The organism is Bradyrhizobium sp. BRP22 (assembly GCF_020194175.1).
GTDB lineage: Bacteria > Pseudomonadota > Alphaproteobacteria > Rhizobiales > Xanthobacteraceae > Bradyrhizobium.
Genome location: NZ_JADYVX010000011.1, coordinates 90,086 through 108,020 on the forward strand (window position 1 = coordinate 90,086; position 17,935 = coordinate 108,020).

14 protein-coding genes are annotated in these 17,935 nt (G+C 63.8%); 3 read left to right on the forward strand and 11 right to left on the reverse strand.

Features of this window, described 5'->3' with window-relative positions; genetic code table 11:
- Positions 1 to 40: 40 nt before the first annotated feature.
- The 5 genes from atpD to I6F35_RS16690 all read right to left on the reverse strand — a co-directional run bounded on the left by atpD (position 41) and on the right by I6F35_RS16690 (position 5,030).
- Positions 41 to 1,483 (reverse strand): F0F1 ATP synthase subunit beta, encoded by a 1,443-nt coding sequence (gene atpD / locus I6F35_RS16670; protein ID WP_225118769.1) that lies wholly within the window; start codon positions 1,481 to 1,483, stop codon positions 41 to 43.
- Positions 1,484 to 1,509: 26 nt separating this feature from the next.
- Positions 1,510 to 1,911, reverse strand: a complete 402-nt coding sequence (locus I6F35_RS16675; protein ID WP_225118770.1) for an organic hydroperoxide resistance protein — start codon at positions 1,909 to 1,911, stop codon at positions 1,510 to 1,512.
- Between the two features lie 15 nt (positions 1,912 to 1,926).
- Positions 1,927 to 2,805 carry a F0F1 ATP synthase subunit gamma gene (locus I6F35_RS16680; protein ID WP_225118771.1) on the reverse strand — a complete coding sequence of 293 codons (879 nt, stop codon included), beginning with the start codon at positions 2,803 to 2,805 and terminating at the stop codon, positions 1,927 to 1,929.
- A 135-nt stretch (positions 2,806 to 2,940) separates the two neighbouring features.
- Positions 2,941 to 4,470 carry a F0F1 ATP synthase subunit alpha gene (atpA, locus tag I6F35_RS16685; protein WP_225118772.1) on the reverse strand — a complete coding sequence of 510 codons (1,530 nt, stop codon included), beginning with the start codon at positions 4,468 to 4,470 and terminating at the stop codon, positions 2,941 to 2,943.
- On the reverse strand, positions 4,470 to 5,030 hold the full coding sequence (locus tag I6F35_RS16690) for a F0F1 ATP synthase subunit delta (RefSeq protein ID WP_225118773.1): 561 nt from the start codon (positions 5,028 to 5,030) through the stop codon (positions 4,470 to 4,472). The genes atpA and I6F35_RS16690 overlap by 1 nt, the downstream gene beginning before the upstream one ends.
- Before the next feature lie 620 nt (positions 5,031 to 5,650).
- On the opposite strand from I6F35_RS16690, the gene I6F35_RS16695 reads away from it, so the two are divergent.
- Positions 5,651 to 6,124, forward strand: a complete 474-nt coding sequence (locus I6F35_RS16695) for a septal ring lytic transglycosylase RlpA family protein (protein WP_225118774.1) — start codon at positions 5,651 to 5,653, stop codon at positions 6,122 to 6,124.
- 220 nt (positions 6,125 to 6,344) lie between these two features.
- Here the strand turns inward: I6F35_RS16695 and I6F35_RS16700 are convergent, their stop codons facing one another.
- Positions 6,345 to 8,552, reverse strand: a complete 2,208-nt coding sequence (locus I6F35_RS16700; RefSeq protein ID WP_225118775.1) for a primosomal protein N' — start codon at positions 8,550 to 8,552, stop codon at positions 6,345 to 6,347.
- A gap of 135 nt (positions 8,553 to 8,687) precedes the next feature.
- Between I6F35_RS16700 and I6F35_RS16705 the strand changes: the two genes are divergently transcribed.
- Both I6F35_RS16705 and I6F35_RS16710 read left to right on the forward strand, forming a co-directional pair.
- Positions 8,688 to 9,659, forward strand: a complete 972-nt coding sequence (locus tag I6F35_RS16705) for a tyrosine recombinase XerC (RefSeq protein ID WP_225118776.1) — start codon at positions 8,688 to 8,690, stop codon at positions 9,657 to 9,659.
- 144 nt (positions 9,660 to 9,803) lie between these two features.
- A complete protein-coding gene (locus I6F35_RS16710; RefSeq protein WP_225118777.1) occupies positions 9,804 to 10,394 on the forward strand; it encodes a DUF4337 domain-containing protein in 591 nt (196 codons plus the stop codon).
- A gap of 256 nt (positions 10,395 to 10,650) precedes the next feature.
- On the opposite strand, the gene I6F35_RS16715 is transcribed toward I6F35_RS16710, so the two are convergent.
- The 5 genes from I6F35_RS16715 to I6F35_RS16735 all read right to left on the reverse strand — a co-directional run bounded on the left by I6F35_RS16715 (position 10,651) and on the right by I6F35_RS16735 (position 17,913).
- On the reverse strand, positions 10,651 to 11,181 hold the full coding sequence (locus tag I6F35_RS16715) for a hypothetical protein (protein ID WP_225118778.1): 531 nt from the start codon (positions 11,179 to 11,181) through the stop codon (positions 10,651 to 10,653).
- Between the two features lie 74 nt (positions 11,182 to 11,255).
- Positions 11,256 to 12,656, reverse strand: a complete 1,401-nt coding sequence (gene lpdA / locus I6F35_RS16720; RefSeq protein WP_225118779.1) for a dihydrolipoyl dehydrogenase — start codon at positions 12,654 to 12,656, stop codon at positions 11,256 to 11,258.
- 36 nt (positions 12,657 to 12,692) lie between these two features.
- Entirely contained in the window at positions 12,693 to 13,439 is a 747-nt protein-coding gene (locus I6F35_RS16725; RefSeq protein ID WP_225118878.1) for an SDR family oxidoreductase, read from the reverse strand.
- Positions 13,440 to 13,511: 72 nt separating this feature from the next.
- Complete coding sequence (odhB, locus tag I6F35_RS16730; RefSeq protein ID WP_225118780.1) at positions 13,512 to 14,780, reverse strand: 2-oxoglutarate dehydrogenase complex dihydrolipoyllysine-residue succinyltransferase; 1,269 nt, start codon at positions 14,778 to 14,780, stop codon at positions 13,512 to 13,514.
- Positions 14,781 to 14,955: 175 nt separating this feature from the next.
- Positions 14,956 to 17,913: a 2-oxoglutarate dehydrogenase E1 component gene (locus tag I6F35_RS16735; RefSeq protein WP_225118781.1), complete on the reverse strand. Its 2,958-nt coding sequence runs from the start codon at positions 17,911 to 17,913 to the stop codon at positions 14,956 to 14,958.
- Positions 17,914 to 17,935: the final 22 nt, after the last annotated feature.

Below are 17,935 nucleotides of genomic sequence, written 5' to 3' on the forward strand. Positions count from 1 at the left end.
AGCCGGCGCTAGCCGCCCGCTCCCTGTTCGCCACCGCCCCTTAAGCGGCTTCGGCAGCCAGCTTCTTGCCCTTCTCGACCGCCTCTTCGATGGTGCCAACCATGTAGAAGGCAGCCTCCGGCAGGTGGTCGTATTTGCCTTCGCACAGACCGCGGAAGCCCTTGATGGTGTCGGCGAGCTCGACGAACTTGCCCGGCGAACCGGTGAAGACTTCGGCGACATGGAAGGGTTGCGACAGGAAGCGCTCGATCTTGCGGGCGCGGGCCACCGTCAGCTTGTCCTCTTCGGAGAGCTCGTCCATGCCGAGGATAGCGATGATGTCCTGCAGCGACTTGTAGCGCTGCAGCACCTGCTGGACCATGCGCGCGGTCGAGTAGTGCTCCTCGCCGACAACCAGCGGCGACAGCATGCGCGAGGTCGAGTCGAGGGGGTCCACCGCCGGATAGATGCCCTTCTCGGAGATCGCGCGCGACAGCACGGTGGTGGCGTCCAGATGCGCGAACGAGGTCGCCGGCGCCGGGTCGGTCAAGTCGTCGGCCGGCACGTAGATCGCCTGCACCGAGGTGATCGAGCCCTTCTGCGTGGTAGTGATACGCTCCTGCAGCGCGCCCATGTCGGTCGCAAGCGTCGGCTGGTAACCCACCGCCGAAGGGATACGGCCGAGCAGCGCCGACACTTCGGAGCCAGCCTGCGTGAAGCGGAAGATGTTGTCGACAAAGAACAGCACGTCCTGGCCCTGGTCGCGGAAGTGCTCAGCCACCGTGAGACCGGTCAAGCCGACGCGCGCGCGTGCGCCCGGAGGCTCGTTCATCTGGCCGAACACCAGCGCGCATTTCGACTGCACGCTCGGGTCGGGGTTGCGCGGGTCCGCATTGACCTTGGATTCGATGAACTCGTGATAGAGATCGTTGCCTTCGCGGGTGCGCTCGCCGACGCCGGCGAACACGGAGTAACCGCCGTGCGCTTTCGCGACGTTATTGATCAGCTCCTGGATCAGCACGGTCTTGCCGACGCCGGCGCCGCCGAACAGGCCGATCTTGCCGCCCTTGGCGTAAGGCGCGAGCAAATCCACGACCTTGATGCCGGTGACGAGAATTTCCGCCTCGGTGGATTGGTCGGTATAGGTCGGCGCTTCCTGGTGGATCGCGCGCAGGTCTTCGGCCTTGATCGGACCGGCTTCGTCGATGGGCTCGCCGATGACATTGATGATGCGGCCCAACGTGCCGACGCCGACCGGCACCTTGATCGGCTGGCCCGTATCGGTCACTTCCTGGCCGCGCACCAGACCCTCGGTCGTGTCCATCGCGACCGTCCGCACCGTGGACTCACCGAGATGCTGCGCCACTTCCAGCACGAGGCGGCTGCCGCCGTTTGTGGTCTCCAGCGAGTTGAGAATCGCCGGCAGGTGTCCCTCGAACTGGACGTCGACGACGGCGCCCATAACCTGGGTGACGCGACCGATCTGGTTGGCTGCTGTAGCCATTTACTCTGTCTCCTTCGATCCGAATGTCAGACCACGGTCAGCTTGACCGGGATATTGCCTTTGGTGGCCTTCGAATAAGGGCACACCGTGTGAGCTTCATCGACCACCGCCTGGACCTTGGCCTTGTCGGCGCCGGGAATCGAAACCTTCAGCTCGACGGCGAGCGAGAACCCGCCATCGGTGTTGAGCTGGACGTCGGCGGTCACCTTGGCGGCCTGGCCGTCGATGCCGTGCTTCTTGGCAACAACGAGAATCGCCTGGCCGAAACAGGCCGAATAGCCGAGCGCGAAAAGCTGCTCCGGGTTGTGACCGTCGCCGGCGCCGCCCAATTCCTTCGGCAGCGCCATCGCGAGTGCCAGCCCGCCATTGTCGAGCATGGAGCGGCCGTTGCGTCCGCCCTTGGTGGTAGCCGATGTGACGTAAGCCATGTCGCGCTCCCTTGGTTAGACCGCCTCGGCGCCGGAAATGATTTCGATCAGTTCCTTGGTGATCATCGCCTGACGGGTTCGGTTGTAGATCAGCGTCTGCTTGCGGATCATTTCGCCGGCGTTGCGGGTCGCGTTGTCCATCGCGCTCATCTGCGCGCCGTAGAACGAAGCGTTGTTTTCCAGGAGCGCGCGGAATATCTGCACCGCGAGGTTGCGCGGCAACAGGCCGGTGAGGATTTCGTCCTCTTCCGGCTCGTATTCGTAAGCTGTCGCGGCGCCGCCGTTTCCGGCCGGCGTTTCCACCACCAGCGGAATGACCTGCTGGGCCGTCGGTATCTGCGCTATCACCGATTTGAACTGCGAATAGAACAGCGTGCAGACGTCGAATTCGCTGGCATCGAAGCGCGCCAGCACTTTCTTGGCGATATCCTCGGCGTTGACGAAGCCGAGCTGGCGCACCGCGCGCAGGTCGATATGCTCGACAATCTGCCGTTCGAACTGGCGGCGAAGCTGCTCATAGCCTTTGCGGCCGACGCAGAAGAATTTGACTTCCTTGCCCTGACCGAGCAGCGACAGCGCGTGCTCGCGCGCCAGCCGGACGATTGCGGAATTGAATGCGCCGCAAAGGCCACGTTCGCCGGTGCAGACCAAGAGCAGGTGGACTTGGTCCTTGCCGGTGCCGGCAAGCAGCGGCGGCGCGCCGGGCGAGCCTACGGCGGCGCTGGCGATGTTACCGATCACCGCGCCCATCTTGTCGGCATAGGGCCGGGCGGCCTCGGCAGCGGTCTGCGCGCGCCGCAGCTTCGACGCGGCCACCATCTGCATGGCCTTGGTGATCTTCTGCGTCGCCTTGGTCGAGGCGATGCGGACCCGCATGTCTTTCAGTGACGCCATTCTTCGTCCACCCCGGCGATCGGATTCTGCGATCCGACCGCTAGCCTATCCCATTGTTCTGCCCGGCGCCGGCGCCGGGCATCCGCATCTCGACAGCCGGAAGCCGCAGCGCGAAGACCTGCTCCGCCGTGACGTTTAGGCAAACGTCTTGGCGAAACCTTCGACCACGCCCTTCAGCTTGGCGGCGATGTCGTCGCTGAGGTCACGACTCTCGCGGATCGCGTCGAGGATGTCGGCGTTCTTGCCGCGCAGGAGCGACAGCAGGCCATCCTCGAAGGCGCGCACCTTGTTGAGCGGCAGCGGATCGAGATAGCCGTTGGTGCCGGCCCAGATCACGCAGACCTGCTCTTCCATCTTGAGCGGGGAGAACTGCGGCTGCTTCAACAATTCGGTCAGGCGCGAGCCGCGGTTGAGCAGGCGCTGGGTCGAGGCGTCGAGGTCGGAGCCGAACTGCGCGAACGCCGCCATTTCACGGTACTGCGCCAGTTCACCCTTGATCTTGCCGGCGACCTTCTTCATCGCCTTGGTCTGCGCCGACGATCCGACGCGCGACACCGACAGGCCGACGTTCACCGCCGGGCGGATGCCCTGGAAGAACAGGTCGGTTTCCAGGAAGATCTGACCATCGGTAATCGAGATCACGTTGGTCGGGATGTAAGCCGACACGTCGTTGGCCTGGGTTTCGATCACCGGCAGCGCGGTCAGCGAGCCCAGACCATGCTCCTTGTTGAGCTTGGCGGCACGCTCGAGCAAGCGCGAATGCAGGTAGAACACGTCGCCCGGATAGGCTTCGCGGCCCGGCGGGCGGCGCAGCAGCAGCGACATCTGGCGGTAGGCGACGGCCTGCTTCGACAGGTCGTCATAGATGATGACGGCGTGCATGCCGTTATCGCGGAAATATTCGCCCATGGTGCAGCCGGTGAACGGCGCAATGTACTGCATCGGCGCCGGGTCCGATGCAGTGGCGGCAACCACGATCGAATATTCCAGCGCGCCCTGCTCTTCGAGCACCTTCACGAATTGCGCGACGGTGGAACGCTTCTGGCCGACCGCGACGTAGACGCAATACAGCTTGATGCTCTCGTCCGGCTGGGCGTTGAGCGGCTTCTGATTGAGGATGGTATCGAGCGCGATCGCGGTCTTGCCGGTCTGGCGGTCGCCAATGATCAATTCGCGCTGGCCGCGGCCGATCGGGATCAGCGCATCAATCGCCTTCAGGCCGGTCGCCATCGGCTCGTTCACCGACTTGCGCGGAATGATGCCCGGCGCCTTCACGTCGACGCGCATGCGCTTGTCGGCCTGGATCGGACCCTTGCCATCGATCGGGTTGCCGAGCGCGTCGACGACGCGGCCGAGCAGACCCTTACCGACCGGCGTGTCGACGATGGCGCGGGTGCGCTTGACGGTCTGGCCTTCCTTGATCTCGCGGTCGGCGCCGAAGATCACGATGCCGACGTTGTCGTTTTCGAGATTGAGCGCCATGCCGCGGGTGCCGTTCTCGAACTCGACCATTTCACCGGCCTGGACGTTGTCCAGCCCGTAGACGCGGGCGATGCCGTCGCCGACCGACAGCACCTGCCCGACTTCGGTGACCTCGGCCTCCTGGCCGAAATTCTTGATCTGGTCCTTGAGGATCGCGGAAATTTCCGCGGCGCGGATGTCCATCAGCCTGCCTCTTTCATCGCGTGCTTGATCGAATTGAGTTTGGTGCGAAGCGAACTATCCACCATGCGGCTGCCGAGCTTGACCACGAGGCCGCCGATAATGGAGGGATCCACTTTCACGTTGAGCGCGACGTCCTTGCCGGTCACCGATTTCAGTGCGGCCTTCAGCGCGTCGAGATTCTTGTCATTGAGCTGCTCGGCGACGGTGACCTCTGCACTCGCCTCGCCCTTGAGCTTGGCCACTAGGGCGCGGTAGGCGCGGATCACGTCCGCAACCCCAAACAGCCGGCGATTGGCGGTAAGCACCTTCAGGAACTTTGCCGAAGTGCCGGAGATTCCGGCCTGGTCCAGCACCGCGGAGAGCGCCTTCAGCTGCACCTCGGCGGAAAACACCGGACTGCGGACGAGGCGCTTCAAATCCGCACTCTCGTTCAGCAAGGCATCGAACTTGTCGAGATCGGCCTTGACCGCATCGACGGACTTTTCGTCGCGAGCCAGTTCAAACAAGGCGGTCGCATAACGACCGGCAACTCCCGAGACGGACGGATCTTCAGCAGCCACAGACGCGCTCTTTTTTGCTGTCAAACTCGCAAGGGAAAAACCGTCGCCGCGAGTTGCGGCGCCTAGCGATCCAAGCCCTTGGAATTCAAGCGGGACTTCGATTTTCGACCGGCACGAGAGAGTGCCGGGATCGTTAAAATCGCGGCTTTGCTAGCATGGCAGGCGCGCAGGTGCAACATGACGTCACATGTAGGTGATGCCTTGTCGCACGGTCCGGCGAAGCGCCCGAGAAGCTCGCCAAGCGAAATTCTGCGCGCAGGAATTTTCCCTGGTGGTGGGAAGTCTGCCGATCGTTCCAAACGTAATCGCATGCCCATCCCGAGTTCCTGACTGGGAACGAACCGGCCCGATCGTTCCATTTGCCGATTACTTACCCAAAGCTTACTGCGGGCGAGATCAACAGTAATCGCGAGTATTGATGTAGTTAAAAATCGATTAAAGCCCAAGATTAGCGAGAGCGGTCAGGCAAGGCTCCGGCAGTAACAAGATATTTCAACCTGAGACAATTGGCATTTACTGCCTAATTCACGCCGCATTACGAAATCACACGGCGGCGTGAACAATGGGACGGGGGTTCCACTGGCCACATGTGTGGCAATACTGTCTAGAAGGACTACTGAATGCTGAACAAGAAGAAGACGGCGTTCGCTCTCGTGGCGGCAACTTTCCTGGTCGGCGGCAGCATTACCGAAGCGTCCGCCAAACCCCGGCATCGCCACCACCATCATCACCATCATCATCATGCCCGCGCGGCGACCGATGGCGCTTCCTGGCGCAACGCCAATGCGGCGTTCGCGCCCAGCACTGGCAGCAACGCATTCTCGGGCATGGCGTCCTTTTACGGCAACGAGTCCGGCAGCCGCACTGCATCCGGTCAGCGCTTCAATCAGAACGCCATGACCGCAGCCCACCGCAGCCTGCCCTTCGGCACCAAGCTGCGCGTGACCCATCGCGGGCGCAGCGTCGTCGTCACCATCAATGATCGTGGCCCGTTCATCCGTGGCCGCGTGCTCGATCTCTCCACGGGCGCCGCCCGTGCCATCGGCCTGACCGGTGCCGGCGTTGGGCGCGTCACCGCCGAGGTCGTCTCCTAAAGGCGTCCCCACAGACGCCGTTTCCGACCAGTTTCGGTAAGCGTTGCGTAGAGTAGCGGTCGCGGAACGTTCCGCGCCCCGATGAGAGCCTGCCGCCAGCAATGGCGGCAGGCTTTTTTCATGCAACGTCCATCGTCATTCCGGGGCACGCGCAGCGTGAACCCGGAATCTCGAGATTCCGGGTTCGATGCTGCGCATCGCCCCGGAATGACGGAGCAAGCTACAAAAAGCTCTGAGGATCGACATCAACCTCAAGCTTGAGGTTGCCCGTGGTCTTCGGCCCCGCCGCAAGCCATTCGCGCAGGTACTGCGACAGATCGACCGAACGCAGCGACTTCACCAGCAGGCGGAAGCGGTAGCGGCCCTTGATCACCGCCAGCGGTGCCTCCGCCGGGCCAAGCACCTGGATGCGCTCGTCGAGCGGCGCGACCGAGGCCAGCTTGCGAGCAAAACCTTCCGCCGTGGGCCGGTCGCCGGCGGAGATGATCAGGCTCGCCAATCGCCCGAAGGGCGGATAGCCGGTGCGCTCGCGCGATTCGATCTCGCTGGCGTAGAACGCCTCGCGGTCGTTGGCGACCAGCGCCTTCATCACGGGATGTTCGGGCTGATGGGTCTGCAAGTACCCGACGCCGCGGCCCTGGTCGCGGCCGGCGCGCCCGATCACCTGGTTGAGAAGCTGGAACGTGCGCTCGGCGGCGCGCGGATCGCCGTTGCCGAGGCCGAGATCGGCATCGACGACGCCGACCAGATTGAGGCGCGGGAAGTTGTGGCCTTTCGCCACAAGCTGCGTGCCGATGATGATGTCGACCCGACCCTCCGCGATCTCGTTGAGCTCGCTGCGCATGGTCTCGATCGAGGTGATGAGGTCGCTGGAAAGCACCATGGTGCGCGCGCCGGAGAACAGCGCCGCAGCCTCCTCCTGCAGCCGCTCGACGCCAGGGCCGACCGCGACCAGCGATTCCTCGGCCGCACAGTGCGGACAGATGTTGGGGCGCGGCATCGAGAAGCCGCAATGATGGCAGACCAGGCGCTGGCGAAAGCGGTGATCCACGAGCCAGGCGTCGCAGATGGTGCAGGCAAAGCGGTGTCCGCAGGCACGGCACAGTGTCAGCGGCGCATAGCCGCGGCGATTGAGGAACAATAGCGCCTGCTCGCGCCGTTCCACCGCGTAACGGATCTGCTCGGCGAGACGCGGCGAGATGAAGCGTCCACGCGGCGGCGGCTCGCGGCGCAGGTCAATGGCTTCGATCTGCGGCATGTGCTGGCCGCCGAACCGCGACGGCAACGCGATGCGCTGATAGCGGCCCTTGCGCGCATTGACCTCGCTCTCGATCGACGGCGTCGCGGACGCCAGCACGATCGGGATCTTGGCGATATGGGCGCGCACCACCGCCATGTCGCGGGCATGGTAATGCGCACCGTCGTCCTGCTTGTAGGCCTGGTCGTGCTCCTCATCGACAATGATGAGCCCGAGATTTGCGTAAGGCAGGAACAGCGCCGAGCGGGCGCCAACCACGACCGGCGCCTCTCCGCCCGAAATCGCCGCCCAATTGCGGGCGCGGGTGCGCGGCGACAGCTCGGAATGCCATTCCAGCGGACGCACGCCAAAGCGCTGCGCGAAGCGATCGAGGAACTGGCCGGTCAGCGCGATCTCCGGCATCAGGATCAGCGACTGCCTGTTACGGCGGATGTTTTCGGCGATCGCCTCGAAATAGACCTCGGTCTTGCCCGATCCTGTGACACCGTCGAGCAGGGCGACGTGAAAACTGCCGCTGGCAGCTAGCGTGCGCATCGCGTCAGCGGCGGTACGCTGCTGGCGCGAGAATTCCGGCTGCGCGTAATCCGGATCGGGCGTGGGCGGCGCTGGTGGCGGCGGCATCGGCTCGACCGTCAGCGTGCCTTCATCGACGAGGCCGTCGATCACGCCGCTGCTGACGCCGGCTTCCTTCGCTGCCTCGGACTTGCCATGCAGCAGGCGGTCGGAGAGCACGTCGATCACCCGCCGCCGTGCCGGCGTCAGCCGCCGCGGCGGCTCGCCGACCAGCCGCACGCCCAGACGCATCCGCTCGGGGCCGAGATTTTCGCCCATGCGCAGCGTCATCCGCAGCACCATGCCGCGAGCCGACAGCGTGTAATTGGCAACCCAATCGACGAGCGCGCGCAGCTCCGGTTTCAGCGGCGGCAGGTCGAGCTTCTCGCTGACATCCTTCAGCCGGTTGTGCAGCCGCGGCTCAGGTTTGGCGTTTTCCGCCCACACCACGGCCATCACCTCGCGCGAACCGAGCGGCACGGCGACAATATCGCCTGCCTTGAGCGCCATGCCGCGCGGCACGCGATAGGAATAGGTTTGATCGAGCGCAACGGGGACCAGCACATCGACCATGGAGGTCGGCGTGGCGGAGGAAGCGGGGCTGCGCGCAGTGTCCATTCAGGGGATCAGGAGTTCCGATTGCTCGGCATAGAGGTTAGAGCCGCCGCCGCGAGTTAGCGAAGGGTAAACGAAAGCGATGCGATATAATCGCTTAAACCACCGCCTCCAAGACAAGTCTACGAAGACAGGTCCATGGCCAAAGCGCTTCCCGCCGTTCCCTTGATCGAACTCGACTGCGCCGACGAAACCATCGCGCAGGAGATGGCGCATTGGCTCTCTCATCTGCATGCCGAACGACGATTGTCGCCGAAAACGCTGGACGCCTATGCCCGTGACGTCCGCCAATGTCTGGCCTTTCTCGCCGGGCACTGGGGCACGCAGGTGACGCTGCAGGGTTTTGCAGCGCTGGAGGCCAGCGATATCAGGGCGTTCATGGCGATGCGGCGCGCCGACGATATCGCCGGGCGCTCGCTGATGCGGGCGCTGGCGGGCCTGCGCTCGTTTGGCCGCTTCCTCGAACGCGAAGGCAAGGGCAAGGTCGGCGCGCTGTCAGCGATTCGTGCACCCAAGATTGCAAAAAGCCTGCCGAAGCCGATCCATATGACTGCGGCAAAACGCTTTGCCGACGCCGACGAGCGCGCGGGTGAGGCCCGGGAGACCTGGGTGCTGGTGCGCGATGCCGCGGTGATGGCGCTACTCTACGGCTCGGGCCTGCGCATTTCCGAGGCGCTCGGCTTGAAACGCCGTGACGTGCCGAAGCCCGGCGAAGGCGACGTTCTGGTCGTGACCGGCAAGGGCAACAAGACCCGCATGGTGCCGGTGCTGCAAAACGTGTTGCAGCTCATCGCCGACTACGTGGCGATCTGCCCGCATGCGCTACCGCCCACCGGTCCCATGTTCGTCGGCGCGCGTGGCGGCCCCTTGAGCCCGCGGATCATCCAGCTCACCATGGAGCGGCTGCGCGGCGCGCTCGGCCTGCCTGACAGCGCCACCCCGCACGCGCTGCGGCATTCGTTCGCGACCCATCTATTGAGCCGCGGCGGCGATTTGCGCGCGATCCAGGAATTGCTCGGCCACGCCTCGCTCTCGACCACGCAAATCTATACCGGCATCGATTCGGAACGGCTGCTGGAAGTCTATCGCTCGGCGCATCCGCGCGGGTGATTCCAGCCTTTCTCTTGACGCGTTTTCTTCATGGGAAACGCGATGCTGTGTTCATCCTGACACGTTCGCGTCATATCCGCTTGGCACTTGCGTAAGCGAGGTCGTTTCGGCAATCGTGGCGAAGGATCCTATTGGAGAGGAATCATGGGCGCACATGAGAGTATGGAGCATGCGGAACATGCCGAGCATGCGTCCGGCGAGAACAAGAAGATCGCGCTGTTGATTGCCGTGATCGCGCTGTTCCTGGCCCTGTCGGAGACGCTGGGCAAGGGAGCGCAGACCGAAGCGATCAGCAAGAATGTCGAGGCGTCGAACCTGTGGGCGTTCTTCCAGGCCAAGAGCATCCGCCGCACAGCGGTGCAGACGGCCGCCGAGCAGACCAAGCTCAGCCTGGCCACCGTCACCGACGAGTCCGCCAAGGCGGCCATTCAGAAGCAGATCGAGGACTGGCAGAAGACCGCGGCGCGCTATCGCTCCGAGCCCGAGACCGGCGAAGGCACCGAGCAGCTCGCCGAACGCGCCAAGCACGCCGAGCATGAGCGCGACGAGGCGACGGCAAAATACCATCACTTCGAGATCGCTTCCGCCGCCTTCCAGATCGCGATCGTGCTGGCATCGGCGACCATCATCACCGGCATCCTTGCGCTGGCCTGGGTTTCAGGCCTGCTGACGCTGGCGGGCATCGTCATCACCGCGCTCGGCCTGTACTCGCCGCATCTGCTGCATCTGCATTAAAGCGCGATGAGATGAGGATGAATCATCATCGCGCGTGAGGTTATTGTTTGAGCATGATCTTTTCGGAAAACCGCTTCGCACTTTTCCGGATCATGCTCTAGTCAATCTGCGCAGCGACGCTCACGTCCCATACACGGTCATGCTCCGCGAAAGCGGGGCATCCAGTAAGCCGCGGTCTTTCGAGTTATGCGCTTAGGTCTCTGGAATACTGGATCGCCCGGTCAAGCCGGGCGATGACAAGTCCTGAGACCAGCACTCACCGCGCCTGCTGCACGCTCCTGCGGAAGCGCGCGATCAGCCGCAGCGTTCGCGCCGACCAGCCGCTGCCGTCGCCGCGCAGGATCTCGACGATACGTCGCTTGATTGGATCGACCAGCGCGGCAGCCTTCGCGCGCACCCTCAGCACGAAATCATAGAGCGCCTCGAACCAGCGCATTTCCAGAAGCTTCGGCCGGGTGACGTCGAAGATGAAAGCGGTGACGCCGACGCCGAGAAATTTCGCGAACACGATGGTGCCGATCGCGCTCAGCCAATGTTCGTGGGCGAGCAGCCAGAGGCCGACAAGCTTCAGCGGAAACAGCGGGATCACCGGCACGATGAATACGATCAGCGTCATCGCCGGCGACAGCGAGTCGACCCGATCCGCAAGCCACTGCTTGAACGCGCGCAGCGGGATCAGCGCCACCGCGCGCGCCACGACCGGCTCGAGATGATCCCAAAGCCACGCCTCGATCAGGAAAATGATCGCGAGCAGAACCCAGAACGGCTGAAGCAGGCGGCGCAGCATCTGTTGTCTCGACCCCGGCCAGACCTACCCTTCGAGCACAATCCTTTACGGATCCTGCTCGGGCCGGGCGTCGATCACATATGGATGGCCCGCTTGCCGACCGCAAGCGCGGCTTCCTTGATCGCTTCGGAACGGGTCGGATGGGCGTGGCAGGTGCGCGCCAGATCCTCGGCGGAACCACCGAATTCCATGAGAACCGCAGCTTCATGGATCATTTCGCCGGCCTCGCGGCCGATGATATGCGCGCCAAGCACCCGATCGGTCTTCGCATCCGCGAGAATCTTGACGAATCCTTCCGTAGTCTGGTTGACCTTGGAGCGGCCGTTGGCGGTGAACGGGAATTTACCGACCGTATACGCGATGCCAGCCTGCTTGAGCTCTTCCTCGGTCTTGCCGACCGAAGAGACTTCCGGCGTGGTATACACAACGGCCGGGATGACGTCGTAGTTCACATGGCCGGCCTGGCCCGCGATGATCTCCGCAACGGCCACGCCCTCATCCTCGGCCTTGTGCGCCAGCATCGGCCCGGCAACGACATCGCCGATCGCATAGACGCCTTTCACGGTGGTCGCGAAGTGCGGGTCGATCTGGACGCGGCCGCGATTGTCGAGCGCGACGCCCGCTTCCTTCAGGCCGAGGCCATCGGTGTAGGGCACGCGGCCGATCGACACCAGCACCACGTCGGCCTCGATCGTTTCCGAAGGCCCACCCGCGGCGGGCTCGACCTTGGCCAACAGCGTCTTGCCCGAGGTATCCACGGCGGTGACCTTGGTGCCGAGCTTGAACGCAAAGCCCTGCTTCTCGAGGATGCGCTGGAACTGCTTTGCGATCTCGCCATCCATGCCCGGCAGGATGCGGTCGAGGAATTCGACCACCATCACCTCCGCGCCGAGACGCTTCCACACCGAGCCGAGCTCGAGCCCGATCACGCCCGCACCGATGATCAGGAGCCTTTCCGGCACCTTTTCCAGCGACAGCGCGCCGGTTGACGACACGATGCGCTTTTCGTCGATCTCGATGCCCTTGAGCCGAGCGATATCGGAGCCGGTGGCAATGACGATGTTCTTGGTCTCGACCGTCTGCGCCTTGCCGTCGGCGGACACCTCGACCTTACCGGCACCGAGGATTTTACCGGCACCTTTCAGCACATCGATCTTGTTCTTCTTCATCAGGAAGTCGACGCCCCTGACATTGCCATCGATGCCCTGCTGCTTGAAATTCATCATCGAGGGCAGATCGAGTTTCGGCGCCGATACGCTGACGCCCATCTTGGCAAAGGAATGCGCCGCTTCCTCGAACATCTCGGATGCGTGCAGCAGCGCCTTCGATGGCATGCAGCCGACGTTGAGACAGGTGCCGCCGAGCGTCGGGTTCTTCTCGACCACCGCGACCTTCATGCCAAGTTGCGCTGCGCGCACCGCGCAGACATATCCACCGGGCCCGGTGCCGATGACGACGAGATCATAAGAGGCCATGTTCAAAAGTCCTGTAGCTGAATTTCGTGACAGGTATTAGCGACCACCCGACACATCAAGAATGGCGCTGGTCACGTAGGAAGCATCGTCCGACATCAGCCAGACGATGGCGTTGGCGATTTCTTCCGATGTACCGACGCGCTTCATCGGCACCATGTGAGCGAGGCGGTGGGCGCGATCGGGTTCACCGCCGGAGGCGTGGATGTCGGTATCGATCAGTCCGGGGCGGATCGCGGCGACACGAATGCCCTCGGCTGCGACTTCATAGCCAAGACCAATGGTGAAGGAATCCACCGCGCCTTTCGACGCCGCATAGTCGACATAGGTGTTGGGCGAACCGAGCTTGGCCGCGACCGACGACAGGTTGACGATGACGCCGCCCTTGCCGCCGTTGCGCGTCGACATCCGCTTCACCGCCTCGCGCGCGCACAGGATGCTGCCGGTGACGTTGACCGCCATCATCCGCTGGATGCGCTCGGCCGACATATCCTCGACCCGCATCGAGGGCCCGACGATGCCGGCGTTGTTGACCAGCGCGCCGAGCGTGCCGAATTCATCAGCCGCCTTGAACAGCGCGAGGATGTCGGCCTCGCTGCCGACGTCGCATTTTACCGCAATCGCCTTGCCGTTCTTGCCTTCGATCGCGGAGACGACTTCATTCGCCGCCGCCTGGTTGCTGGCATAGCCGACGACGACGCGAAAGCCGCGCGCCGCCGCGGCGATGGCGGTGGCGCGGCCGATGCCGCGGCTGCCGCCGGTGATGACAACGACCTTATCCATCACATTCGCCCCTAAAAGTTCACGCAACACGGTCTCGGCGGCGGAACAAGTTCAGCCGCCGTGCGAAAGCAAGAATCAGAGATCCAGCACCAGCCGCGCCGGATCTTCCAGGCTCTCCTTGACGCGGACCAGGAAGGTCACTGCTTCCTTGCCGTCGATCACACGGTGATCATAAGACAGCGCCAGGTACATCATCGGGCGGATCTCGATCTTGCCGCCGACCACCACCGGGCGCTCCTGGATCTTGTGCATGCCGAGGATGCCGGACTGCGGCGCATTGAGGATCGGCGTCGACATCAACGAACCATAGATGCCGCCATTGGTGATGGTGAAGGTGCCGCCCTGCATCTCCTCGATCTTGAGCTGACCGTCGCGGGCCCTGCGGCCGTAATCGGCGATCGACTTCTCGATTTCAGCGATCGACTTATAGTCGCAGTCACGCACCACGGGCACGACCAGACCCTTGTCGGTGCCGACAGCGATGCCGACGTGATAGTAGTTCTTGTAGATCAGGTCGGTGCCGTCGATCTCGGCGTTCGCAGCCGGGATCTCTTTCAGCGCTTGCACGCAGGCCTTGGTGAAGAAGCCCATGAAGCCCAGCTTGATGCCGTGCTTCTTCTCGAACACGTCCTTGTACTGGCCACGCAGCGCCATGATGTGGCTCATATCGACTTCGTTGAAGGTCGTCAGCATCGCCGCCGTGTTCTGCACATCCTTCAGCCGACGCGCGATGGTCTGGCGCAGCCGCGTCATCTTCACGCGCTCTTCGCGCGCGGCATCATCGGCCGGCGACGGCGCGCGCACCTGCACGGAAGCCGCCGGCTGATTGACCGGCGTCGGCGCGGAGGCCGCCCGCTCGATCGCCGCCAGCATGTCGCCCTTGGTCACGCGGCCATCCTTGCCGGAGCCCGGCACGGTGGAAGCATCGATTCCGCTCTCGGCCGAGAGCCTCCGCACCGAGGGCGCCAACGGCGTATCCGCAGGCGGTGTCCTTGGCGCTGATGGCGCAGGTGCCGGTGCAGCGGCAGCCGGGGAAGGCGGCGGCGGTGCAGCCGCGGGCTTGGCTGGCGCAGGCGCTGCGGCGGCGGGCTTGGCGGCAGCGCCCGCGGCGCCATCATTGATCTGGCCGAGCAGCGCGCCGACCGCGACGGTCTCGCCGTCCTTGGCGATGATCTCGCCCAGCGTGCCGGCGGAAGGCGCGGGCACCTCGATCGTGACCTTGTCGGTCTCGAGCTCGACCAAGGGTTCATCGACGGCAACGGCATCACCGGCCTTCTTGAACCAGCGGCCGATGGTGGCCTCGGTCACGGATTCGCCTAGCGTCGGAACGCGGATTTCAGTCATGGTCTCGTTTCCTTAAAACAACCTGTGCGGTCATAAACTCTAGCTGTCCTCCTCCGCCTGGTGCGCAATTGCGCACTGTGGGGCGGAGAATCCGGCAGCCGTGGCGGCTGCAACCAAGCACCGTCGGCGCGGTTTACTGGATGCCCCGCTTTCGCGGGGCATGACGGATTGAATGTTAGTTCAACGCCTCGTCGAGCAGCGCCTTGAGCTGCGCGAGATGCTTCGACATCAACCCGGTGGCGGTCGCTGCCGACGCCGCGCGGCCGGCGTAGCGCGGACGCCGGTTTGGCGCGTGGATCTGGTTCAGCACCCACTCCAGATAGGGCTCGATGAAGTGCCAGGCGCCCATGTTGCGCGGCTCCTCCTGGCACCACACGATCTCGGCGCCCTTGAAGCGGCCGAGCTCCTGCACCAGCGCCTTCAACGGCACCGGATAGAGCTGTTCGATGCGCAGCAGATAAATGTCGTCGATGCCGCGCTTCTCGCGCTCCTCATAGAGGTCGTAATAGACCTTGCCCGAGCACAGGATGACACGGCGGATCTTGGCGTCCGGCTGCAGCTTGATCTTTTCGTCCGGCTGCATCTGCGCGTCATCATAGAGGATGCGGTGGAAAGTCGTGCCCTTGGCGAGTTCCTCGAGCCGCGAGACCGCGCGCTTGTGCCGCAGCAGCGACTTCGGCGTCATCATGATCAACGGCTTGCGGATCTCGCGGTGGAGCTGCCGCCGCAGCACGTGGAAGTGGTTGGCCGGCGTGGTCGGATAGACCACCTGCATGTTGTCCTCGGCGCACATCTGCAGGTAGCGCTCCAGACGGGCCGAGGAATGCTCGGGTCCCTGCCCTTCATAGCCGTGCGGCAGCATGCAGACGAGGCCGGACATGCGCAGCCATTTGCGCTCACCCGACGAGATGAACTGGTCGAACACCACCTGCGCGCCGTTGGCGAAATCACCGAACTGCGCTTCCCACACGGCCAGCGCATTCGGCTCGGCGAGCGAATAGCCGTACTCGAATCCGAGCACCGCTTCTTCCGACAACAGCGAGTTGATGACCTCGTAATGTCCCTGATCGCCGCCGAGATGGTTGAACGGCGTGTAACGGCTCTCGTCCTCCTGATCGATCAAGACCGAATGGCGCTGCGAGAAGGTGCCGCGCTCGGAATCCTGGCCGGACAGGCGGACATGATGGCCTTCCTGCAGCAGCGAGCAGAACGCCAGCGCCTCGCCGGTCGCCCAATCGATGCCGACGCCGCTATCGATCGCTTTCGCGCGGTTATCGAGGAAGCGCTGGATGGTGCGGTGGACGCGGAAACCATCCGGCACCTTGGTGATCTTGCGACCGATGTCCTTGAGCACGGCGACGTCGACGCCGGTAACGCCACGGCGCGCATCCTCTTCCTGATCTGCGATCTTGAAGCCGGCCCACTTGCCATCGAGCCAGTCGGCCTTGTTCGGCTTGTAGCTGGCACCGGCCTCGAACTCGGCATCGAGCCGCGCGCGCCAGTCGGCCTTCGCCTTCTCGACCTCGCCCTCGGTGACCACGCCCTCGGCGACCAGCCGCTTGGCGTAGATCTCCAGCGTGGACGGATGCGAGGCGATCTTCTTGTACATCACCGGCTGGGTGAAAGCCGGCTCGTCGCCCTCGTTGTGGCCATGCCTGCGGTAGCAGAACATGTCGATGACCACGGGCTTGTGGAACTTCTGTCGGAACTCGATGGCAACCTTGGCCGCGAACACCACCGCTTCCGGATCGTCGCCGTTCACGTGGAAGATCGGCGCGTCGATCATCTTCGCCACATCCGAGGGATAGGGCGAGGAGCGCGAGTAGCGCGGATACGTGGTGAAGCCGATCTGGTTGTTGACGATGAAATGCAGCGAGCCGCCGGTCCGATAACCCTTCAGGTCGGACAGGCCGAAGCATTCGGCCACCACGCCCTGGCCGGCGAACGCGGCGTCGCCGTGCATCAGGAGCGGCAGCACGGAGATGCGCATGTCCGGCGGATCGCCATGCTGGTCCTGTTTGGCGCGCACCTTGCCCAGCACCACCGGATCCACGATCTCGAGATGAGAGGGGTTTGCCGTGAGCGACAGATGGATGCTGTTGCCGTCGAACTCGCGGTCGGACGACGCGCCCAGATGATATTTGACGTCGCCCGAGCCCTCGACATCCTCGGGATTGGCCGAACCGCCCTTGAATTCATGGAACAGCGCCCGGTGCGACTTGCCCATCACCTGGGTCAGCACGTTGAGGCGGCCGCGATGCGGCATCCCGACGACGATCTCCTTCACGCCGAGATTGCCGCCGCGCTTGATGATCTGCTCCAGCGCGGGAATCAGCGCTTCGCCGCCGTCGAGTCCGAAGCGCTTGGTGCCGGTGAATTTGAGGTCGCAGAATTTCTCGAAGCCTTCGGCCTCGATCAGCTTGTTGAGGATCGCACGGCGGCCCTCAGGGGTGAAGCTGATCTCCTTGTCCGGGCCTTCGATGCGCTCCTGGATCCACGCCTTCTGCGCGGCATTGGAGATATGCATGAACTCGACGCCGAGCGTCTGGCAGTAGGTACGCTCGCAGATCGCGACGATTTCGCGCAGCGTGCCGTATTCGAGCCCGAGCACATGATCGAGAAAGATCTTGCGGTCGAAATCGGCTTCCGAGAAGCCGTAGGTGCGCGGATCGAGCTCTTCGCGATCGCGCGGGGCCTCGATGCCGAGCGGGTCGAGCTTGGCGTGGAAATGGCCGCGCATGCGGTAGGCGCGGATCAGCATCAGCGCACGGACCGAATCGCGCGTCGCCTGATTGACGTCGGCAGGCGAAAGCTCGGCACCCTTGGCCTGCGCCTTGGCGGCGATCTTGCTGCCGACGGCCTTCTCGACCTGGGCCCAGTTGCCGTCCAGCGCCGAGGTCAGCTCGTCGCGCGGCGTCACCGGCCAGTTCGAGCGGCTCCAGGACGGGCCTTCGGCGTTCTTCTGGACGTCCGCGGGGGTGTCCTTCAGGCTCTTGAAGAATTCCTGCCAGTCGGTGTCGACCGATGCCGGGTCCTGCTCATAGCGGGCGTAGAGGTCGTCGATATAGGTGGCGTTGGTACCCTGCAAAAAGGAGGAGAGAGCAAAAGCGGCGTTCGCGTCCTGGCGAGACATGATAGCGTCCTGGTGATTTTCG